12 protein-coding genes are annotated in these 17111 nt (G+C 70.5%); 8 read left to right on the plus strand and 4 right to left on the minus strand.

Annotated features, from left to right (window positions below):
• Positions 1-69: 69 nt before the first annotated feature.
• The 8 genes from ABOZ73_RS09345 (at position 70) to ABOZ73_RS09380 (ending at position 9320) form a co-directional block, all read left to right on the plus strand.
• Positions 70-708 carry a phosphoribosylanthranilate isomerase gene (locus tag ABOZ73_RS09345; protein WP_369057892.1) on the plus strand — a complete coding sequence of 213 codons (639 nt, stop codon included), beginning with the start codon at positions 70-72 and terminating at the stop codon, positions 706-708.
• Positions 709-836: 128 nt separating this feature from the next.
• Positions 837-2057 carry a tryptophan synthase subunit beta gene (trpB, locus tag ABOZ73_RS09350; protein ID WP_369057893.1) on the plus strand — a complete coding sequence of 407 codons (1221 nt, stop codon included), beginning with the start codon at positions 837-839 and terminating at the stop codon, positions 2055-2057.
• A complete protein-coding gene (gene trpA / locus ABOZ73_RS09355; RefSeq protein WP_369057894.1) occupies positions 2054-2881 on the plus strand; it encodes a tryptophan synthase subunit alpha in 828 nt (275 codons plus the stop codon). The genes trpB and trpA overlap by 4 nt, the downstream gene beginning before the upstream one ends.
• A 12-nt stretch (positions 2882-2893) precedes the next feature.
• Complete coding sequence (locus tag ABOZ73_RS09360) at positions 2894-3832, plus strand: acetyl-CoA carboxylase carboxyltransferase subunit beta (RefSeq protein ID WP_369062510.1); 939 nt, start codon at positions 2894-2896, stop codon at positions 3830-3832.
• A 15-nt stretch (positions 3833-3847) separates the two neighbouring features.
• Entirely contained in the window at positions 3848-5164 is a 1317-nt protein-coding gene (locus ABOZ73_RS09365; protein ID WP_369057895.1) for a folylpolyglutamate synthase/dihydrofolate synthase family protein, read from the plus strand.
• Positions 5165-5563: 399 nt separating this feature from the next.
• Positions 5564-7432, plus strand: coding sequence for a sensor histidine kinase (locus ABOZ73_RS09370; protein WP_369057896.1), 1869 nt, complete (start codon positions 5564-5566; stop codon positions 7430-7432).
• 75 nt (positions 7433-7507) lie between these two features.
• Positions 7508-8164: a response regulator gene (locus tag ABOZ73_RS09375; RefSeq protein WP_369057897.1), complete on the plus strand. Its 657-nt coding sequence runs from the start codon at positions 7508-7510 to the stop codon at positions 8162-8164.
• Positions 8165-8267: 103 nt separating this feature from the next.
• Positions 8268-9320 (plus strand): hypothetical protein, encoded by a 1053-nt coding sequence (locus ABOZ73_RS09380; protein WP_369057898.1) that lies wholly within the window; start codon positions 8268-8270, stop codon positions 9318-9320.
• A gap of 68 nt (positions 9321-9388) precedes the next feature.
• On the opposite strand, the gene trxA is transcribed toward ABOZ73_RS09380, so the two are convergent.
• The 4 genes from trxA to murU form a co-directional block, all read right to left on the minus strand.
• The gene (gene trxA, locus ABOZ73_RS09385) at positions 9389-9721 is read right to left on the minus strand and encodes a thioredoxin (RefSeq protein WP_277785687.1); all 333 of its coding nucleotides are present in this window, start codon (positions 9719-9721) and stop codon (positions 9389-9391) included.
• Between the two features lie 78 nt (positions 9722-9799).
• Positions 9800-13240: a double-strand break repair helicase AddA gene (gene addA, locus ABOZ73_RS09390; protein WP_369057899.1), complete on the minus strand. Its 3441-nt coding sequence runs from the start codon at positions 13238-13240 to the stop codon at positions 9800-9802.
• Complete coding sequence (addB, locus tag ABOZ73_RS09395; RefSeq protein ID WP_369057900.1) at positions 13237-16236, minus strand: double-strand break repair protein AddB; 3000 nt, start codon at positions 16234-16236, stop codon at positions 13237-13239. The genes addA and addB overlap by 4 nt, the downstream gene beginning before the upstream one ends.
• Positions 16233-16952 carry an N-acetylmuramate alpha-1-phosphate uridylyltransferase MurU gene (gene murU, locus ABOZ73_RS09400; RefSeq protein WP_369062511.1) on the minus strand — a complete coding sequence of 240 codons (720 nt, stop codon included), beginning with the start codon at positions 16950-16952 and terminating at the stop codon, positions 16233-16235. Before murU ends, addB begins: the two co-directional genes overlap by 4 nt.
• Positions 16953-17111 lie beyond the last annotated feature (159 nt).

Below are 17111 nucleotides of genomic sequence, written 5' to 3' on the forward strand. Positions count from 1 at the left end.
CTATCGACACTGTAGATGACAACGCTGTCAAGGCTTGCGCGCCAAACGCTGAGGGCGCACATCGCGCCCATGACCACGGCCAAGATTTGCGGATTGTCGACGCCCGAGGCGGTTAAGGCCGCCCTCGACGGGAAAGCCTCGCACATCGGCTTCGTGTTCTTCCCCAAGAGCCCGCGCGATATCGACCCGCAAACCGCCGCCCGCCTGGCCCTGCCGGCCCGTGCCAAGGTGAAGGTCGTGGCGGTGACGGTCGATCCGGACGACGCCCTGCTGGAACAGCTGATGGCGACGCTGAAGCCCCACCTGATCCAGGTTCACGGCAAGGAGACGCCCAACCGGATCCGCGACATCGCCATGCGCACGGGCGCGGGGGTCATCAAGGCCCTGTCCGTCTCCACCTCCGTGGAGATCGAAGCGGCGCGGGCTTTCGAGGAAGTGGTCGAGCACCTGATGTTCGACGCCAAGCCGCCCAAGGATTCCGAGCTGCCCGGCGGCACCGGCGCGCGGTTCGATTGGACCCTGCTGAAGGGCCGCCGCTTCGCTCGCCCCTGGTTCCTGGCCGGCGGCCTCGATCCATGGAACGTGCGCGAGGCGATCGAACAGTCGGACGCCCCGCTGGTCGATGTGTCCTCGGGCGTCGAGCGCGGCGCGGGCCTCAAGGACCCCGTCCTGATCACCAGCTTCCTCGACGCCGTTCGACGGGGCTGAAGCCCGCCGCCGCTGGCCGACCGCCGTTCGCGCAGCCTGTTTCCTCTGGCGTCCAGAGCGTTGCGGGACTAAAGGACGCGCTTCTTGTAACGGCCCCTTGATCGCCGTACGCCGCGCCTGAGCCTCACTTGAGCCTGACCGCAAAGCCCAACGACTACACGGCCTATCCGGATTCCGCCGGCCGCTTCGGCGAGTTCGGCGGCCGCTACGTGGCCGAAACCCTGATGCCGCTGGTCCTGGAACTGGACCGCGCCTATGCCGAGGCCAAGGCCGATCCGGCGTTCCAGGCCGAGCTGAAGGGCTACCTGACCCACTATGTGGGCCGTCCGAGCCCGCTCTATTTCGCCGAGCGCCTGACCAAGCACTTCGGCGGCGCGAAGATCTATTTCAAGCGCGAAGAGCTGAATCACACCGGCGCGCACAAGATCAACAACTGCATGGGCCAGATCCTGCTGGCCCAACGCATGGGCAAGACCCGGATCATCGCCGAGACCGGCGCCGGCCAGCACGGGGTCGCATCGGCCACGGTCTGCGCCCGCTTCGACCTTCCCTGCGTGGTCTACATGGGCGCCACGGACGTGGCCCGTCAGAAGCCCAACGTCTTCCGCATGAACCTGCTGGGCGCCGAAGTGCGTCCCGTGACCTCCGGCGCGGCGACCCTGAAGGACGCCATGAACGAGGCCATGCGCGACTGGGTCACGAACGTGGCCGACACCTATTACCTGATCGGCACCGCCGCTGGCCCGCACCCCTATCCGGCCATGGTCCGCGATTTCCAGGCCGTGATCGGCTCGGAAACCCGCGAACAGATCCTGGAGCTGGAAGGCCGCCTGCCGGACGCCGTGGTCGCCTGCGTCGGCGGCGGCTCCAACGCCATCGGCATGTTCCACCCGTTCCTCAATGACGAGGGCGTGCGGATCTATGGCGTCGAGGCTTCCGGCCACGGGCTGGACACCGACAAGCACGCCGCGTCCCTGACCGGCGGCCGCCCGGGCGTTCTGCACGGCAACCGCACCTATCTGCTGCAGGACGACGACGGCCAGATTCTGGACGCCCACTCCATCTCCGCCGGCCTGGACTATCCGGGCATCGGGCCGGAGCATTCGTGGCTGCACGACGTGGGCCGGGCCCAGTACCTGACCTGCACCGACAAGGAGGCCCTGGAAGCCTTCCAGCTGTGCGCCGAGCTCGAAGGCATCATTCCGGCCCTGGAAAGCGCCCACGCCCTGGCCAAGCTGGGCGAGGTGGCGCGCGACGTGGGCAAGGACGGCGTCATCGCCCTTTGCCTGTCGGGTCGCGGCGACAAGGACATCTTCACCGTGGCCGACGCCCTGGGACGCCAGATTTGACCAAGGACCGCATCGACCGCCGCTTCGCCGCGCTGGCCGCCGAGGACCGCGCCGCGTTCATCGCCTACATCATGGCCGGCGATCCCGACGCCGCGACCGCGCTGGAGATCATGCGCGGCCTGCCCGCCGCCGGGGCCGACATCATCGAGCTGGGCTTCCCGTTCTCGGACCCCATGGCCGAGGGCCCGACCATCCAGCGCGCCAGCCAGCGCGCCCTGGCCGGCAAGATGACCACCAAGGGCGTCCTCGCCACCGTCCGCGCCTTCCGCGAGGGCGACCAGGACACGCCCGTGATCCTGATGGGCTATCTGAACCCGCTGGTGAACTACGGCTTCGAGGCCTTCGCCCGTGACGCGGCCGAAGCCGGGGCCGACGGCCTTATCGTCGTCGATTGCCCGCCGGAAGAGGCCGATCCGCTGGTCGACGCCCTGGACGCGGCGAATCTTTCGCTGATCCGCCTGGCGACCCCGACCACCGACGACGCGCGCCTGCCGGTCGTGGTCAAGCGCACCTCGGGCTTCGTCTACTATGTCTCCGTCGCCGGGGTGACCGGCGTGCTGGAAGCCGACGCCGACGCCGTGGCGCCCGCCGTGGCGCGGGTCCGGGCCGCTTCGGGCCTGCCCGTGGCGGTGGGTTTCGGCATCAAGTCGCCCGAACGGGCGGCCGCCGTGGCGCGGGTCGCCGACGCCGCCGTGGTCGGTTCGGCGCTGATCGACGCGCTGGAATCGAATTTGTCATCGAACAAAAACGTGACTTCGGCGGTTCTTTCCAAAGCTGAAGAGCTTGCTAACGCTGTGCGCTTCGCACGTTCCAAGAAGGCTTGAGTGGTGAAGGCTATGGCTATGGCGGACCCCCAAGACCCCAAGAAGACCGAAAAAGCGGCCAAGGCCGCCGGCGGCGAGCGCTCGCGTGGCGGCTGGCTGGCCAAGATCGCGCCGGGCGTGCGCGGCGCCTTCGTCAAGCGCGAGACCCCGGACAACCTGTGGGTCAAATGCCCGGACACCGGCGAAATGATCTATCGCCCCGATCTGGAGGCGGCCCTGTGGGTCACCCCGGCCGGGCGTCACATGCGGATCGGGCCTGACGCGCGCTTCCGCTACACCTTCGACGACGGCAAGCACGAGATCCTGCCGAGCCCGCAGGTGACCGAGGACCCGCTGAAGTTCTCGGACGGCAAACCGTACAAGCAGCGCCTCATCGAGGCCCGCAAGAAGACCGGCGAGCAAGACGCCATGGCCATCGGCTTCGGCCAGATCGCCGGCCTGCCGACCGTGGTCCTGGTCCAGGACTTCGCCTTCATGGGCGGTTCGCTGGGCATGGCCGCCGGTGAAGGCTTCATCGCCGCCGCCGAGGCCGCCGTCGCGCGTGGCGCCCCGCTGGTCATCTACACCGCCGCCGGCGGCGCCCGGATGCAGGAAGGCGCCCTGTCGCTGATGCAGATGGCCCGCACGACCCTGGCGATCCAGAAGCTGAAGACCGCCGGCCTGCCCTACATCGTGGTGCTGACCGACCCGACCACGGGCGGCGTCACCGCCTCCTACGCCATGCTGGGCGATGTCCACCTGGCCGAGCCGGGCGCCCTGATCGGCTTCGCCGGCCAGCGCGTGATCGAGCAGACCATCCGCGAGACCCTGCCGCCGGGCTTCCAGCGCTCGGAGTTCCTCGTCGAGAAGGGCATGGTCGACCGCGTCACCGCCCGCAAGGAGCTGCCGGTGGTGCTGGGCTCGATCCTCAACACCCTGATGATGGGCCGGGCGCGCAAGAAGGCGGCGTAAGCCGCCTCGACGCCGATGAGCGATCACCTTCGCGCCCATGACGCCGCCCTCGCGCGGCTGCAGGCGCTGCATCCCAAGAAGATCGACCTGTCGCTGGAGCGCATGCGCCGCCTTTGCGTGGCCCTGGGCGATCCTCACGACCGCCTGCCGCCGACCATCCACGTGGCCGGCACAAACGGCAAGGGATCGACCGTCGCCTTCGTGCGGGCGATCGCCGAGGCGGCGGGCCTGAAGGTCCACGTCTTCACCTCGCCCCATCTGGTCCGCTTCGCCGAGCGAATCCGCCTGGGCGGCAAGCTGATCGAGGACGACCACCTGGCCGAGATCCTCGACCGGGTTGAGGCGGCCAATGACGGCCAGCCGATCACCTTCTTCGAGATCACCACCGCCGCCGCCCTGCTTGCCTTCGCCGAGGCGCCGGCCGACCTGCTGCTGCTGGAGGTGGGCCTGGGCGGGGTGCTGGACGCCACCAACGTCATTGCGGCCCCGCAGGTCAGCGTCATCGCTCCGGTGGACATCGACCACCGCGAGTTCCTGGGCGCCGACCTGGCGACCATCGCCGGCGAGAAGGCCGGGATCATCAAGCGCGGCGGCAAGACCGTCAGCGCCCGCCAGCAGGACGAGGCCCAGGCGGTCATCGAGGCCCAGGCCGAACGCGCCGGCTCGCCCCTGACCCTGATGGGCCGCGACTTCGACGCCTGGAGCGCGGATGGCCGCCTGCTGGTGCAGATGGAGGACCGGCTCCTCGATCTGCCCGAACCCTCGCTCTTCGGGGCGCACCAGATCGACAACGCCGGCCTCGCCGTCGCCGCTTTGCTGACACTGGGCGATCCGCGCATCGACGACGAGGCTGTGGCCAAGGGCGTGTCGTCCGCGGTGTGGCCTGCGCGCTTCCAGCGCCTGACCGCCGGCCCCTTCGCCCTGAAGGCGCGGGTGGCTGGAACCGACTTCTGGCTCGACGGCGGCCACAATCCGCACGCCGCCCACGCCCTGGCCGACGCGCTCGGCCACCTGTCGGTGAAGGACGGCCGCCCCGTGGTGGTGATCGCCGGCCTGCTGGCCAACAAGGATGCCGACGGCTTCTTCCAGGCCCTGGCGCCCCTGAATCCCGTGATCTTCACCACCGGGTTCGAGGCTGACGCCGCCGCCGATCCGGTGACTCTGGCTCTGGCCGCCAAGGCCGCCGGCCTGCGCGCTGTCGCCTGTCCCGACATCGACGCGGCCCTGGCCGAAGCCCTGATGCAGGACGGCCCGCCCCATATCGTGGCCGCCGGCTCGCTCTATCTGGCCGGTGAGATTCTCGCCCGTTCGGAAGAAACCTGGCCGCGCTGAGGCGCGGCCTTGCAGCCTCCAGGTGCGGCTCCCGGTCGCAGCCACCCCCGCAACACCTTGCCGTGCCGGCGTTCGTGACGTCAGCTTGCGACAATTAGAACAAGTGCGCAGGGGGGAGCGTGGGGGTTCTGGGTTCGAGGTCGCCAGTGGTGACCATGGTGGCGGCCGTGCTTCTAGGGATCGCCGCCCTGATCGCGGCGACAGCCGCGGCGCTTTCCACACCACGCCTCGGCCTGGAATTGGCGGCCAGACCGGATGGCGCCGTGGTCGTCGAGCGGCCCTCCCAAGGCGTCCGGGCTGGCGAGCGGCTTCTGTCCATCAGCGCCGGCCCGGCCACGTTCCAGCTTCATCCTGACGACCTGATCGAAGAGCCGGACGTCATAGACAACTTCGCCGCCCGTGAACGCTTCATGGCGCGGCAGGCGGCGCTTTCCGACCTGTTGGCGCAAGAACTCCGTCACCCTGGGCCTGCGCAGGGCGGACGGCGGCGAGCGGACGGTCGAGATCACGCCCCGTCCCGCCGCGATCGGCGACCTGCCCTTCGGCTTCTGGTTCCAGATCGGGGTCGGCTTCGGCGGACTGCTGATCTCGGCCTGGGTGTGGGCCCTGCGGCCCGGCGAGTGGGCGGCGCGGATGTTCGCCCTGACCGGCCTGGCCATGCTGACCTTCACCCACGCGGCGGCGATCTACAGCACCCGTGAGCTGGCCCTGGCCGCACCGCTGTTCCGGGCGCTGTGCGAGCTCAACTATGTGGGCGCCAGCCTGTTCGGCGTGGCGATGATCAATGTCTTCCTGAGCTATCCGAAGCGACTGGTCCCGATGGTCGGGCTGCTGGCGGCGCCGGTTGTCTTCGGGGCCTGGGGAGCGGCGACCCTGCTGCGTCTGATGCCGGACGTGGCGACCGCCTATCACCTGCCGGTCGTCACCGAGATGGGACTGATCCTGGTCGCCATCCTGGCTCAGGCCGTGGCGGTGAGAAAGGACCCGACCTCCCGCGCGGCCTTGCTGTGGCTGGGCCTTTCGGTGGCCATCGGGGCGGGCGCCTTCGTGGCGATGATGGCCGCGCCGCAGGTGCTCGGCTTCGCCCCGGCCATGCCGCAGGGCTACGCTTTCGGCTTCTTCCTGCTGATCCACATCGGGGTCGCCCTGGGACTTCGCCGTTATCGCCTGTTCGACCTGAAGGACTGGGCCTTCGCCATCCTGTTCTACGCCGGGGCGGCGGCGGCCTTCGTGATCCTGGACCTGGTGCTGGTCATGACCCTGCCGCTGGATCAGGGGCCGGCGCTGGGCCTGTCCCTGCTGATGGTGGCCTTCGCCTATCTGCCGCTGCGCGACTGGCTGTGGCGGCGGATGGTGGCGCGGCGAACCCTGGCGGACCATGAACTGTTCAACGCTGTGATCGAGGTCGCCTTCGGCGGCAGCCGGCGTGAGCGCGGCGACCGTTGGCGTGAACTGCTGAACCGGCTGTTCGAACCCCTGGACGTCACGCCGCTGGGGAACGGGCCGGCGACGCCCCAGGCCAGCGAGGACGGCCTGCGCCTGACCCTGCCAGCCACCGCCGACAGCCCCGCCCTGGCCCTGCAGTACCCCTGGCGAGGACGCGGACTGTTCGGCCGGCCGCACCTGAAGCTGGCGCGGCAACTGGCGGCGATGATGAGCCACGTCCAGGACAGCCGCGAGGCCTATGAGCGCGGGGTCATCGAGGAGCGCCGCCGTATCGCCCGCGACCTGCACGACGATGTCGGCGCCCGCCTGCTGTCGGGCCTGCACACCAAGGACCTGCCCGGCGCCCGCGAGGCGGTGCGCGAAGCCCTGGGCGACATCCGGGTGATCGTCAGCGGCATGACCGGCGACGGCCTGCCGCTGAGCCAGGTGGTGGCCGATCTGCGCCACGAGACCGCCCGGCGGCTGGAGTCGGCGGGCCTGGCGCTGGACTGGGAGACCCCGGCCACGGAGGCGGACGACGCCCTGCTGGACTATCGCACCTATCGCGCCCTGATCTCCGCCCACCGGGAAATGATCAGCAACGCCATCCGGCACGCCCAGGCCTCACGCGTCAGCGTCGCGGTCCTGGTGGAGAACGGCCGGCTTCACACCACTGTCAGCGACGACGGCGTCGGCCTGGGAGAGCGGGTCGGAGACGGCGTCGGCGGATCGGGCCTGCGCAACATGAGCCGACGGATCGACGAGTTGGGCGGCGAGCTGACCTTCCCCGGCCAGGCGCGGGGGGCGGGCGTCGCCCTGTCCCTGCCGCTGAGCATCCCATGACCTCCCCCGTTCAGGGGATGAGCAGGGCGGGAGGCCGCCCCTAAGGTGCCGCCCTCGGACGGACAGGGCGCCATCATGCCGAACCCAGACAGCACGCAACGGCTCAAGGGGCTGGTGGTCGAGGACCAGTCGGCCACCCGCGAATGGCTGGTCGGGGCGCTGGACCAGGCCTTCGATATCGAGATCGTGGCGGTGGACGATCTGCGCGGCGCCCGTGAATCCCTGCAGTGGCGCACGCCGGACGTGGCCCTGGTGGACATCGGCCTGCCGGACGGGTCGGGGGTCGATCTGGTGCGGGAGCTGACCCGCGAGCACCCGGCCGCCACGCCCATCGTCACCACCATCTTCGACGACGACGCGCATCTGTTCGACGCCATCGCGGCGGGCGCCCAGGGCTATCTGCTCAAGGATCAGGACACCGCCGCCTTCGTCGAGGCGCTGAAGCGGATCGGACGCGGCGAGCCGCCGCTGTCGCCATCCATCGCCCGGCGGATGCTGGAGCATTTCCGCGCCGCGCCGCCCGTTTCATCCGAGGATCTGGAGCCCCTGACACCGCGCGAGACCGAGGTGCTGGCCCTGCTCGGCCGGGGCCTGCGGGTGGGCGAGGCCGCCCGGGTCCTGGGAATCAGCGACCACACGGTCGCCGGCTATGTGAAGACCGTATATCGCAAACTGAACATCGCCTCGCGGGCGGAGGCGGCGCTGGAGGCGGCCCGGCGCGGCCTGGTCTGACACCCCCTGAATCGGGGATGCCGCCGCCCAACGGCGATCCCTAACGTCCCCGCCCGGGAAGGCCGGAGCCTAGTCCGGCCAAGGCAGATGGGGATTTCATCACATGGCGACCGTACCGACGATCGGGGACTTTTCCTGGCTCATCCAGTTGGTGGACGCGGGCCTGATCAAGTCCAGCTTCAAGTTCAGCGACATCCGCGCGATGCTGCAGAGCCTCGGCGTGCTGACGCCGGAGATCGACGCGGCGCTGAAGACCGTGGAGGCCAATCCGGGCCTGATCGACATCGGCGTGCAGACACTGAAGGACGCCCTGTTGAAGTATCCGCCCAGCACGCCGCTGAGCGAGATCACCGGCGGCGGCACGCCCACCACCCCGACCAATCCGGTGGTGACGCCTTCGGTCCAGCAGGTGCAGGACGCCTTCAAGGCCCTGGCCGGGATCGCGGCCACCTCCTCCAAGGCGATGGAGGAGTTCCTGACCACGCCCACGGGCCAGAAGGTGAAGAACGAGTTCTACGCCGAGGCCCAGGAGATGGCGAAATGGGTGACCCAGCTGAACGCCGGGACCGCCACCCCGTCTCAGTTCCTGAACAAGATGGTCGAGTTCGGCTCTGACACCACCGGCGTCGCCCTGCAGGTCTATCAGTTCTTCACCGGCAAGATTCCGACCCAGGCGGGCATGACCTATCTGGTGGACAGCCCGAGCAATCCGGCTGATCTGACCGATCCGACCTATGCCCTGCTGAACGCCGAGAACCGCTACATCAACATGGCGGTGAACCTGGGCGTGAAAGGCGAAGGGGCCAGCGCCTTCACGGCCGCCTATGGCGCGCTCGACTTCAAGGCGGCGGTCACCAAGCTCTATGCCGCCATCATCGGAAACAGCGAGGCGGCGGCCAAGGGCGTCAATGTCAGCGCCGCCATCGACTACGTCGTCGCCCAGGAGGCCTACTTCAAGGCGCTGGGCGGGGGCGACATCGGAGCCAAGGCGGCGGCGGCGGGCTTCCTGATGCACAAGGGCCTGCAAGGCGGCGTCGGCGTCTATGACGACGCCGTCCGCGACTTCTACGCCGACCTCTATGCCGGCAAGGCGACCTATGGGGTCAGCATCCTGGGGACCAGCGCCCCCTATGACGGCCTCGACGGCCTGGCCTGATCCGAAAAGCGAAAACGGCCCGCCTCCTCGAGGAGACGGGCCGTTCCGCTGGTTTAGTTCTGGACCGCTCAGGCCGGCTGGACGCCAGCCTCGTTGAGCCATTCCAGGATCTTCTGCTTGGGCATGGCGCCGACCTTCATCGACGCCATCTGGCCGTTGCGGAACAGCATCATGGTCGGGATGCCGCGCACGCCGTAGCGGGACGGGGTCGTCGGGCTGTCCTCGATATTGACCTTGGCGACGGTCACCACGTCGGCCAGCTCCTCGGAGATCTGCTCCAGGGCGGGCGCGATCTGCTTGCAGGGACCGCACCACTCGGCCCAGAAATCGACCAGGACGGGTTTGTCGGCCTTCAGCACGTCGGCTTCGAAGGATTCGTCGGTCACCGTGACGGTGCTCATTGGCGATAGCTCCTCATCGCGGCGGGAATCGCCCGCGCGTTCTTTCAGCGAAAGATGTAGGGCGCAGGTTCCGCCGCATCAACTGTTGCGGACCAGTCGGGTGAGCGCTTGGGCCATCACCTTTTCTGGAACGGGCATCAGTTTGGGACCGTCGGTCCACACCAGCGCGCCCTCGACAGCCCTGTTGGGGAACACCTCGGCCAGGACGGCGGCATAGACCGCCATCTGCACCAGATAGGCGTCGTCGGCGTCCTCGATCCGCTCCGGGGCCGGGCGATTGGTCTTGAAGTCCACCACCAGAACGCGGTCGGGCAGCACCACCAGACGGTCCACGCGACCGGATACGGCGAGACCGCCGGGCAGGCTCCTGGCCGCGCCGGCAAGAGCCACCTCGGCGCGGGAGCCGGGGCCGAACACCTCGGCGAAGCGGGCGTCGTCCAGGACGGTGAGGGCGGCCTGGGCCATCTCGGCGCGCTGGTCGTCGGTCAGGTCCCGCTCGCCGGTCAGCAGGCGACGGGCGGCGGCGGGCCGCTCGGCCGGGGCGATGTCCGGCAGCAGTTGAAGCAGACGGTGAATGATGGTCCCGCGCCGATAACGGCCCAGGCCTGCCACCCGCGCCAGGGGCGACGGCGCCTTGGTGGTCTCGTCCTCGCCCAGCATGGACGGGGCGGCGTAGCGGACGTCCGGCCGCTCCGGCGTCGCCGACTGGCGCACCCAGGCCGGCAGGAGGACCGGCGCGGCGACCACCGCCTCGGCCAGGGGCAGACGCATCGGGTCGGGGCCATAGCGGCGATAGCTTCCATCGCCCTCGCCCAGGGTGCGGACGTCGGGCGCGATCTCGGGGTGGCCGAAGGCGGCGGCGGCCGCACCGTACCAGCCGGCGACGTTTTCCAGCTTGGTGCGGGCGTCGATACGGCCGCAGAGGATCAGGCGGTCCCTGGCCCGGGTCAGGGCCACGTAGAGGAGGCGCAGCCCCTCTTCCTGGTCCTTGGTCTTGCGCCGTTCGCGGGCGGCGGCGGAGGCTTCGCAATCGTTCTTCGACGAAGCGCACCACAGGAAGCCGCCTTCGGCGGTGGCCAGCAGCGGCGAGCCGCGCGAAGCGTCCTTCAGGGCCATTTCCGGCAGGATGACGATGGGCGCCTCCAGCCCCTTGGAGCCGTGGGCGGTCATCACCCGCACCTCCGCTCGAGCGCCCTCCATCTCGCGTTTGACGGTGATATCGAGGGCGGCGAAGTCGGCGACCAGGGCCTCCAGATCGTTCACCCCGCGCTGCTCGGCGGCCAGGACCTGAGCCAAGAACTCGTCGAGGGCGTCGGCGGCCTCGGCCCCCAGGCGGGTCAGCATGCGCGAGCGCATGGAGACGCCGTCCGGCCCGCTGAAGTTCAGGGCGCGGGAGAAGAACTCGAACGGTCGGCGGCCCGCCTCGCCCCGCGCCCAGCGCAGGAAGCCGGACGGGCCGTCTGCCTGGTCGCGGACCACCCGCCACAGGTTGTCCTTGCGGCCATGGGCCAGGGCATAGAGCTGGTCGTCGGTCAGGCCGCAGAACGGGCTCTTCAGCAGGGCCGCCAGGGTCAGCTCGTCACGCGGATAGAGGGCGAAGCGGGCCAGGGCCAGCAGGTCGTCGAAGGCGATGTGCGCCGACAGGGCCAGACGGTCGGCGCCGGCCACGGGCAGGCCGGCGTGCTTCAGCTCCCGCAGGATGTCCTCGAACAGCGCCTTGCGCCGGCGGACCAGGATCAGGACGTCGCCGGCCGTGGCCGGACGCCACGCCCGGGTCTCCTTGTCGAAGATCGCATCGCCCCGCGCCAGCAGGGCCTTGATCTCGGCGGCGATGCGGCGGGCCAGGCGGCGGTTGGCGCTCTGGACGCCCTCTACGTCGAGGGGCGCGTCCCAGGCGTCGCGCTCGCCCTCCTTGATCTCCTGCTCCAGGGGCCACAGATCAACGCAGCCGGCGTGTTCGATACGGAACGGACGGTGGATCACCCGGTCCTCGCCGGCCGGCGGCGGCACCCCGGCGCGCATCTCCGGCGCCTCGAACAGGGCGTCTACGAAGGACAGCACCTGCTTGGTGGAGCGGTAGGAGACCGTCAGGGGCACGCCCTTGGCCACGCGGCCCACCGCCTCGATCAGGCCGATATAGCGCTGGGTCTCGATCAGCAGACGCTCGGGGTCGGCGCCCTGGAACGAGTAGATCGACTGCTTCTCGTCGCCGACCACGAACAGGGTCCGCTCATCGGTCCCTTTGCGCCAGCCCGGCGCGCCGGCGCCGCTGAAGAACTCGCCGGTCAGCTCGCGCAGGATCGCCCACTGTTCGGGGGCGGTGTCCTGGGCCTCGTCGACCAGGATGTGGTCGACACCACCGTCCAGCTTGAACAGCACCCAGGCCGCGTCGGAGCGGCGGGTCAGCAGCTGGTGGACGTGCTCGATCAGGTCGGTGAAATCGAGCGCGCCCCGCGCCCGTTTCTCGGCCTCGTAGGCCTTGGTGTAGGTCCAGGCCAGCAGCAGGACGTCCACGGTGTCGGCCGCCACGCGGGCGGCACGGATCAGGGCGCGGACCTCCTCCAGCGCGTTCTGCTGATCCAGCAGCGGGCCGCGCAGGTCCTCGCGGCTCTTCAGGCCGCTGGTCTTCATGGGCCAGGTCGCGGGCGTTCCCTCGCCCTTCTCGGTGAACAGCGGGACCAGGGCGTCCTCGAACGTCGCGTCCGGGTTGTCGGCGATGGCGGCCATCAGCTCGGCGCATTTGAGGTCGGTCTTGCCGCCGGTCGCCAGGACCTCGGCGATGTCGCGCCACAACGCACGGTCCAGCCGCGCCATGAAGTCGGCCCCGATGGTCTCCGGATCACGCTGCTCGGTGCTGTTGGTGCAGACCCGCCAGATGTCGGACATGGTCTCGACGAAGCCGCCGCAGCGATCGACATAGGCGGCGATGGCGCCGCGCCGGTCCTCGAAGGTGCGGAACATGGTCTGGAAGGCCTGGAAATCCAGGGCCACCGAGAAACGGGCATAGGCCTCGCCCAGCAGGCCGCCCTTCTGCGCCTCCAGCGCCGTGCGGCGACGGGCGGCCTCGGCCAAGGCCGCGGCCGCCGCGTCGTCCATCACCGTGAACCCGGGCGAGACGCCGGCCTCCAGCGGGAAGCGGCGCAGCAGCTTTTCGCAGAAGGCGTGGATGGTCTGGATCTTCAGGCCGCCGGGGGTTTCCAGGGCGCGGGCGAACAGGGCGCGGGCCTTGGACAGGTCGCGGGGGGCGTCGGCGCCCTCCAGCTTGCTCAGGGCCTCGGCCAGGCGGGCGTCGTCCAGCACCGACCAGCCGCCAAGCGTCTCGAACAGGCGGCGCTGCATCTCGGCGGCGGCGGCCTTGGTGAAGGTCACGCAGAGGATCGCCTCGGGCGCGGCGCCGGACAGCAGCAGGCGCGCCACCCGGTCGATCAGGGTCTTGGTCTTGCCCGAGCCGGCGTTGGCGGTGACGAAGGCGTTGATGGCCGGATCGGCGGCGATGGCCTGAGGATCGAAGACGGTCATTCGTCACCTCCGTCTTCGCCGGCCGTGGACCATTCGAACACCCGCGCCAGGTGGGCGTAGTCGCCGGCGTGGTCCTTCACGAACTGCGGGGCGACGCGCGAGAGGTAAGGCTGCTCCGGGTCGGCGTAGCGGTCGATCAGACGGCGCAGACCCTCGAAGGCGGCGTCCGCGGCGTCCAGGCTTTCGCCCCCGGCGGCCGCTATGGTCACCTCCTGCCCCGCCGGCTTGCGGCCGGTGACGCGCAGATAGGTCAGGTCGCCCGGCGCGACGTCGTGAATGCCTTCGAACCCGCCGCGCAGCAGGATGGCGGCGGTCAGGGTCAGCTGGGGCGAGAAGCCCGCCTCAACCATCTTGGCGGTCGGAGCGGCGCCGGTCTTGTAGTCGAGGATGTGGCCCACCCCGTCGGCGGTCACCTCGATGCGGTCGGTCTTGGCGGTCAGGGTGAAGTCGCCCAGGGCGCTGGGGAAGACGACCTTGCCCGACTGTTCGACCACGATGCGGGCCGAGTGCTCACGGCGGCGGGCCTCCAGGTCGGCGACCCATGCGGCGGCTTCGGTCGCCAGGGCCGCCTCGCGGACCAGGGCGGCGTCGGGCATGCCCTCCTGGCGCAGGGCGTCGAGGTAGAGGGTGCGGAAGGTCTCGGCGAGATCATCCGGCAGCGGACCGGGATGCGGGTGCTTGAGGACCAGCTGCTCGAAGGCGCGGTGGATGGCGGTGCCGCGGGCCCTGACATCCACCGGCTCGTCCGGTCGGTCGATGCGCTTGAGGTTCAGGATGCCCCGCGCCCACACGGCGTAGGGGTCACGGGTCAGGGCCTCGATGCGGGTGACCGGCATCTCGCGGGGGCGATGTTCGACGGGCGGCTTGGGGGCCGGGCGCTTGACCGGGTCGTAGGTCTTAGGCGCGTCGATGGCCCGCGCCCATTCCAGGACGTCGTGACGCTCGGGCAGGGTAGCGCCCGCCCCCTTGGCCAGGGTGCGCAGCCGCCACAGCCAGCGCGATTCCACGGCGGGAGCGCCGCCGCGCCGTTCGCTATGGACCAGCACGACCTCCGGGGCGCTGGCCGCCTGGGCGAAGTCGTGGGCCGACAGGCCGACGCGGCGCTCGGGCGGCGGCAGCCCAAGGGCGCTGCGCATGGGCCGCGACAGGAAGGGGTCGGTGGGCGGCGCCTTGGGCCAGACGCCCTCCTCCAGCCCGGCCAGGATCAGGCGGTCGGCGCGGACCAGACGGGCCTCGATGGCGCCGAGGATGCGCAGACGCGGATGGGTCGCCCCGCCGGTGCGCACGCTCTCGCCGCCGATCAGCCGGCCAAGCAGGTCGTGGAAGCCTGCGGGCGTGGCGGCGGGCAGGCCGTCGCCCTCGCCCGACAGGGCGGCCAGCAGACCGCCCAGCCCCTCGCCGCCCGCGCCGTTCCACAGGGCGCCGTAGCCGTCGGGACCGTCGGCCAGGGCCTCCATCGCGCGCGCCAGGGCCGAGGCGGCGTCGGGAGGAGAGGCCTCTCCACCCGCGAAGACATCCGAGGCCAGATCAAGCGCGGCGAACAGGCGGCGGGCGAGGTCGGCGGCGTCCGGCTCGTCCTTCAGCTTTTCGAACAGGCGCTCGCGGCTGGGCGGACGCGGGCCGCGCAGACCCTTGCCCTCCAGACGGCGGCGAGCGTCGGCCAGCTTCGCCTCATCCAGGCCGAGGCGAACGAGCGGGTGCTTGGCCACGGCCAACAGGCGGACGGGATCGAGCGGATCGGCGCCGAGGGCGGCCACATGATCGGCAAGTACGGCGACGGGATAGCCGGCCAGGTCGGCGCCGGCGGAGTCATCGGCGGCGACGCCCCAGCGGGCCAGGCGCGCGCCGACCCGGCGGGACAGCTCGCGGTCCGGCGTGACCAGGGCGCAGGTCAGGCCCGGCGTCTCCAGCGCCTCGCGCAGCAGCAGGGCGCAGACCAGGGCCGCCTCCTCCTCCGTCCGGGCGGCGGCGACGGACAGGCCTTTGAGCCCCTCGGTAAAGGGATCGACGCCAGCCGGCGCCTCGGCGCGGAGGCGAGCGATTTGGGTCAGCCAGTCGGCGGTGGCCTCGGCCGGGCGCAGGGCCTCGTTGACCAGGCGGCGGCGCCAGCGTCCCTGGCTGTCGGCTTCCGGCGTCCAGGGCCGGACGTCGTCGCGGTCGGCGCAGGCCCGATGCAGCAGGCGCTTCATGGCGCCCTGGGGGTGCTGCTCGCCGACATCGGCCCAGGCGCTTTCGGCCAGGCCTTCATCTAGGCCCGGCAGCACCACGGCGCCCTGCGGCAGGCCGGCGATCACCGCCAGCAGATCAGCGGTGGCGGGGGCGGTGCCGGTGGAGCCGGCGGCGATCATAACGCCCTGGGGCGGCTGGGCCTTCCATAACTCGCCGAGGGCGCGCAGCAGGCGCACCCGCCGCTCGGACACATCGATCAGGTCCAGTTCGCGCAGCCGGTCGGCCCACGCGTCGAGGGCGGCGGTCAGGAACTTGGCGGAGACCTGCCAGTGCTTGGCGAGATCGCCGTCGACCAGGCTTTCCAGCCGGCCTCGAGCCGCGATCTCCTCGATCTGGGCGCTGTCGAGAAAGCCGGCCAAGGCGTCGGCCATCTCCAGAGCGCCGGAGGCGTCGAGCTCTCGTTGCAGCAGGTGGGCGTGATCGGCGGCGATGCGGGCCAGCTCGAACCGGCGGCGCCAGGACGAGACGGCGGGCGGCAGGTCCAGCGCCAAGTCGCCCGGCTCGAACGGCGGCTCGCCCTCGTCCAGATCGCCCAGGGCGCGGATCTGCGGCAGCAGCAGGGCCTTGCCGCCAGAGACCGCGACGAAGGCCTCGGCCAGGGCGCGGGCCCCACGGCGGGTAGGCGTCAGGACGACGGCCTGAGAAAGAGCCTCGGGCCCCAGCGGCGACAGCCGGGCGTGCAGGCCGGCGGCCAGATCCTCGACAAAGGGGCGGTGCGCCGGGATCGAGAACCAGCGCGGCCCCGGAGTGTCGAAGACCGGCGTCACCGCAGTCGCGCCTCGGCCGCCTCCCGGGCGGCGGGGTCGCCGACGTGCATCCACAGCCCCTTGGGCGCGACGCCGTGAACCCGCCCTTGGGCGGTCAGCCCCTTCCAGATCGGCAGCAGGCCGAAGGGACCTTCAGGACCGTCGACGACGACCGAGGGCTTGGCGATGTGGACGCCCACATAGACCAGGGGTGCGGTCTCTCCTTGGTCCTTGAAGCGCACCTTCCCGGTCTCGGATAGGAAGAGGTCGCCCGTGGCGTGGAAGCCGAGGGAGCCGCCCGTGGAGGCGGTGAGCAGGCAGACGTCCATGCGTGTCGGGTCCCAGCTCCGGGCCACGGTGTCGAGGGCCAGGCCGTCGTCCTCGATCCAGACGGAGTCGATATTGGCCACCCAGAAGGCGTCGGCTGGCAGCAAGGGCAGGGCCTGCTTGATGCCGCCGCCAGTCTCCAGGGCCTGAGCGCGCTCGTCGGAGATGACGATGCGCAGGTCGGTGCGCTTGGCCAGATGGGCTTCCATCAGGTCGGCGAAGTAGTGGACGTTGACCACGGCGGTCTCGACACCGGCGGCGACCAGGCGGTCGAGCATGTGGTCGATCAGGGCCTTGCCGCCGACCTCGACCAGAGCCTTGGGCCGGTCGTTGGTCAGGGGCCGCATGCGGGTGCCGAGGCCGGCGGCCAGGACCATCGCTGTCTTGGGCGCGGTCTGGGGGGCGCTCATCGGCGGCTCTCCACCGGCACGTTCGCATCGAGCCAGGCCTTCAGCGGCGCCATGGACGGCTCGGCCAGGGTGCGGTCCAGATAGCCCCAAAGGCGCGGCAGGAAGGCCTCGTAGCGCGGCTTGGAGTTCGCGGATCACCAGGCGGGCGAAGATGCCGAT

The organism is Caulobacter sp. 73W, assembly GCF_041021955.1.
In the GTDB taxonomy this organism is placed as follows: domain Bacteria; phylum Pseudomonadota; class Alphaproteobacteria; order Caulobacterales; family Caulobacteraceae; genus Caulobacter.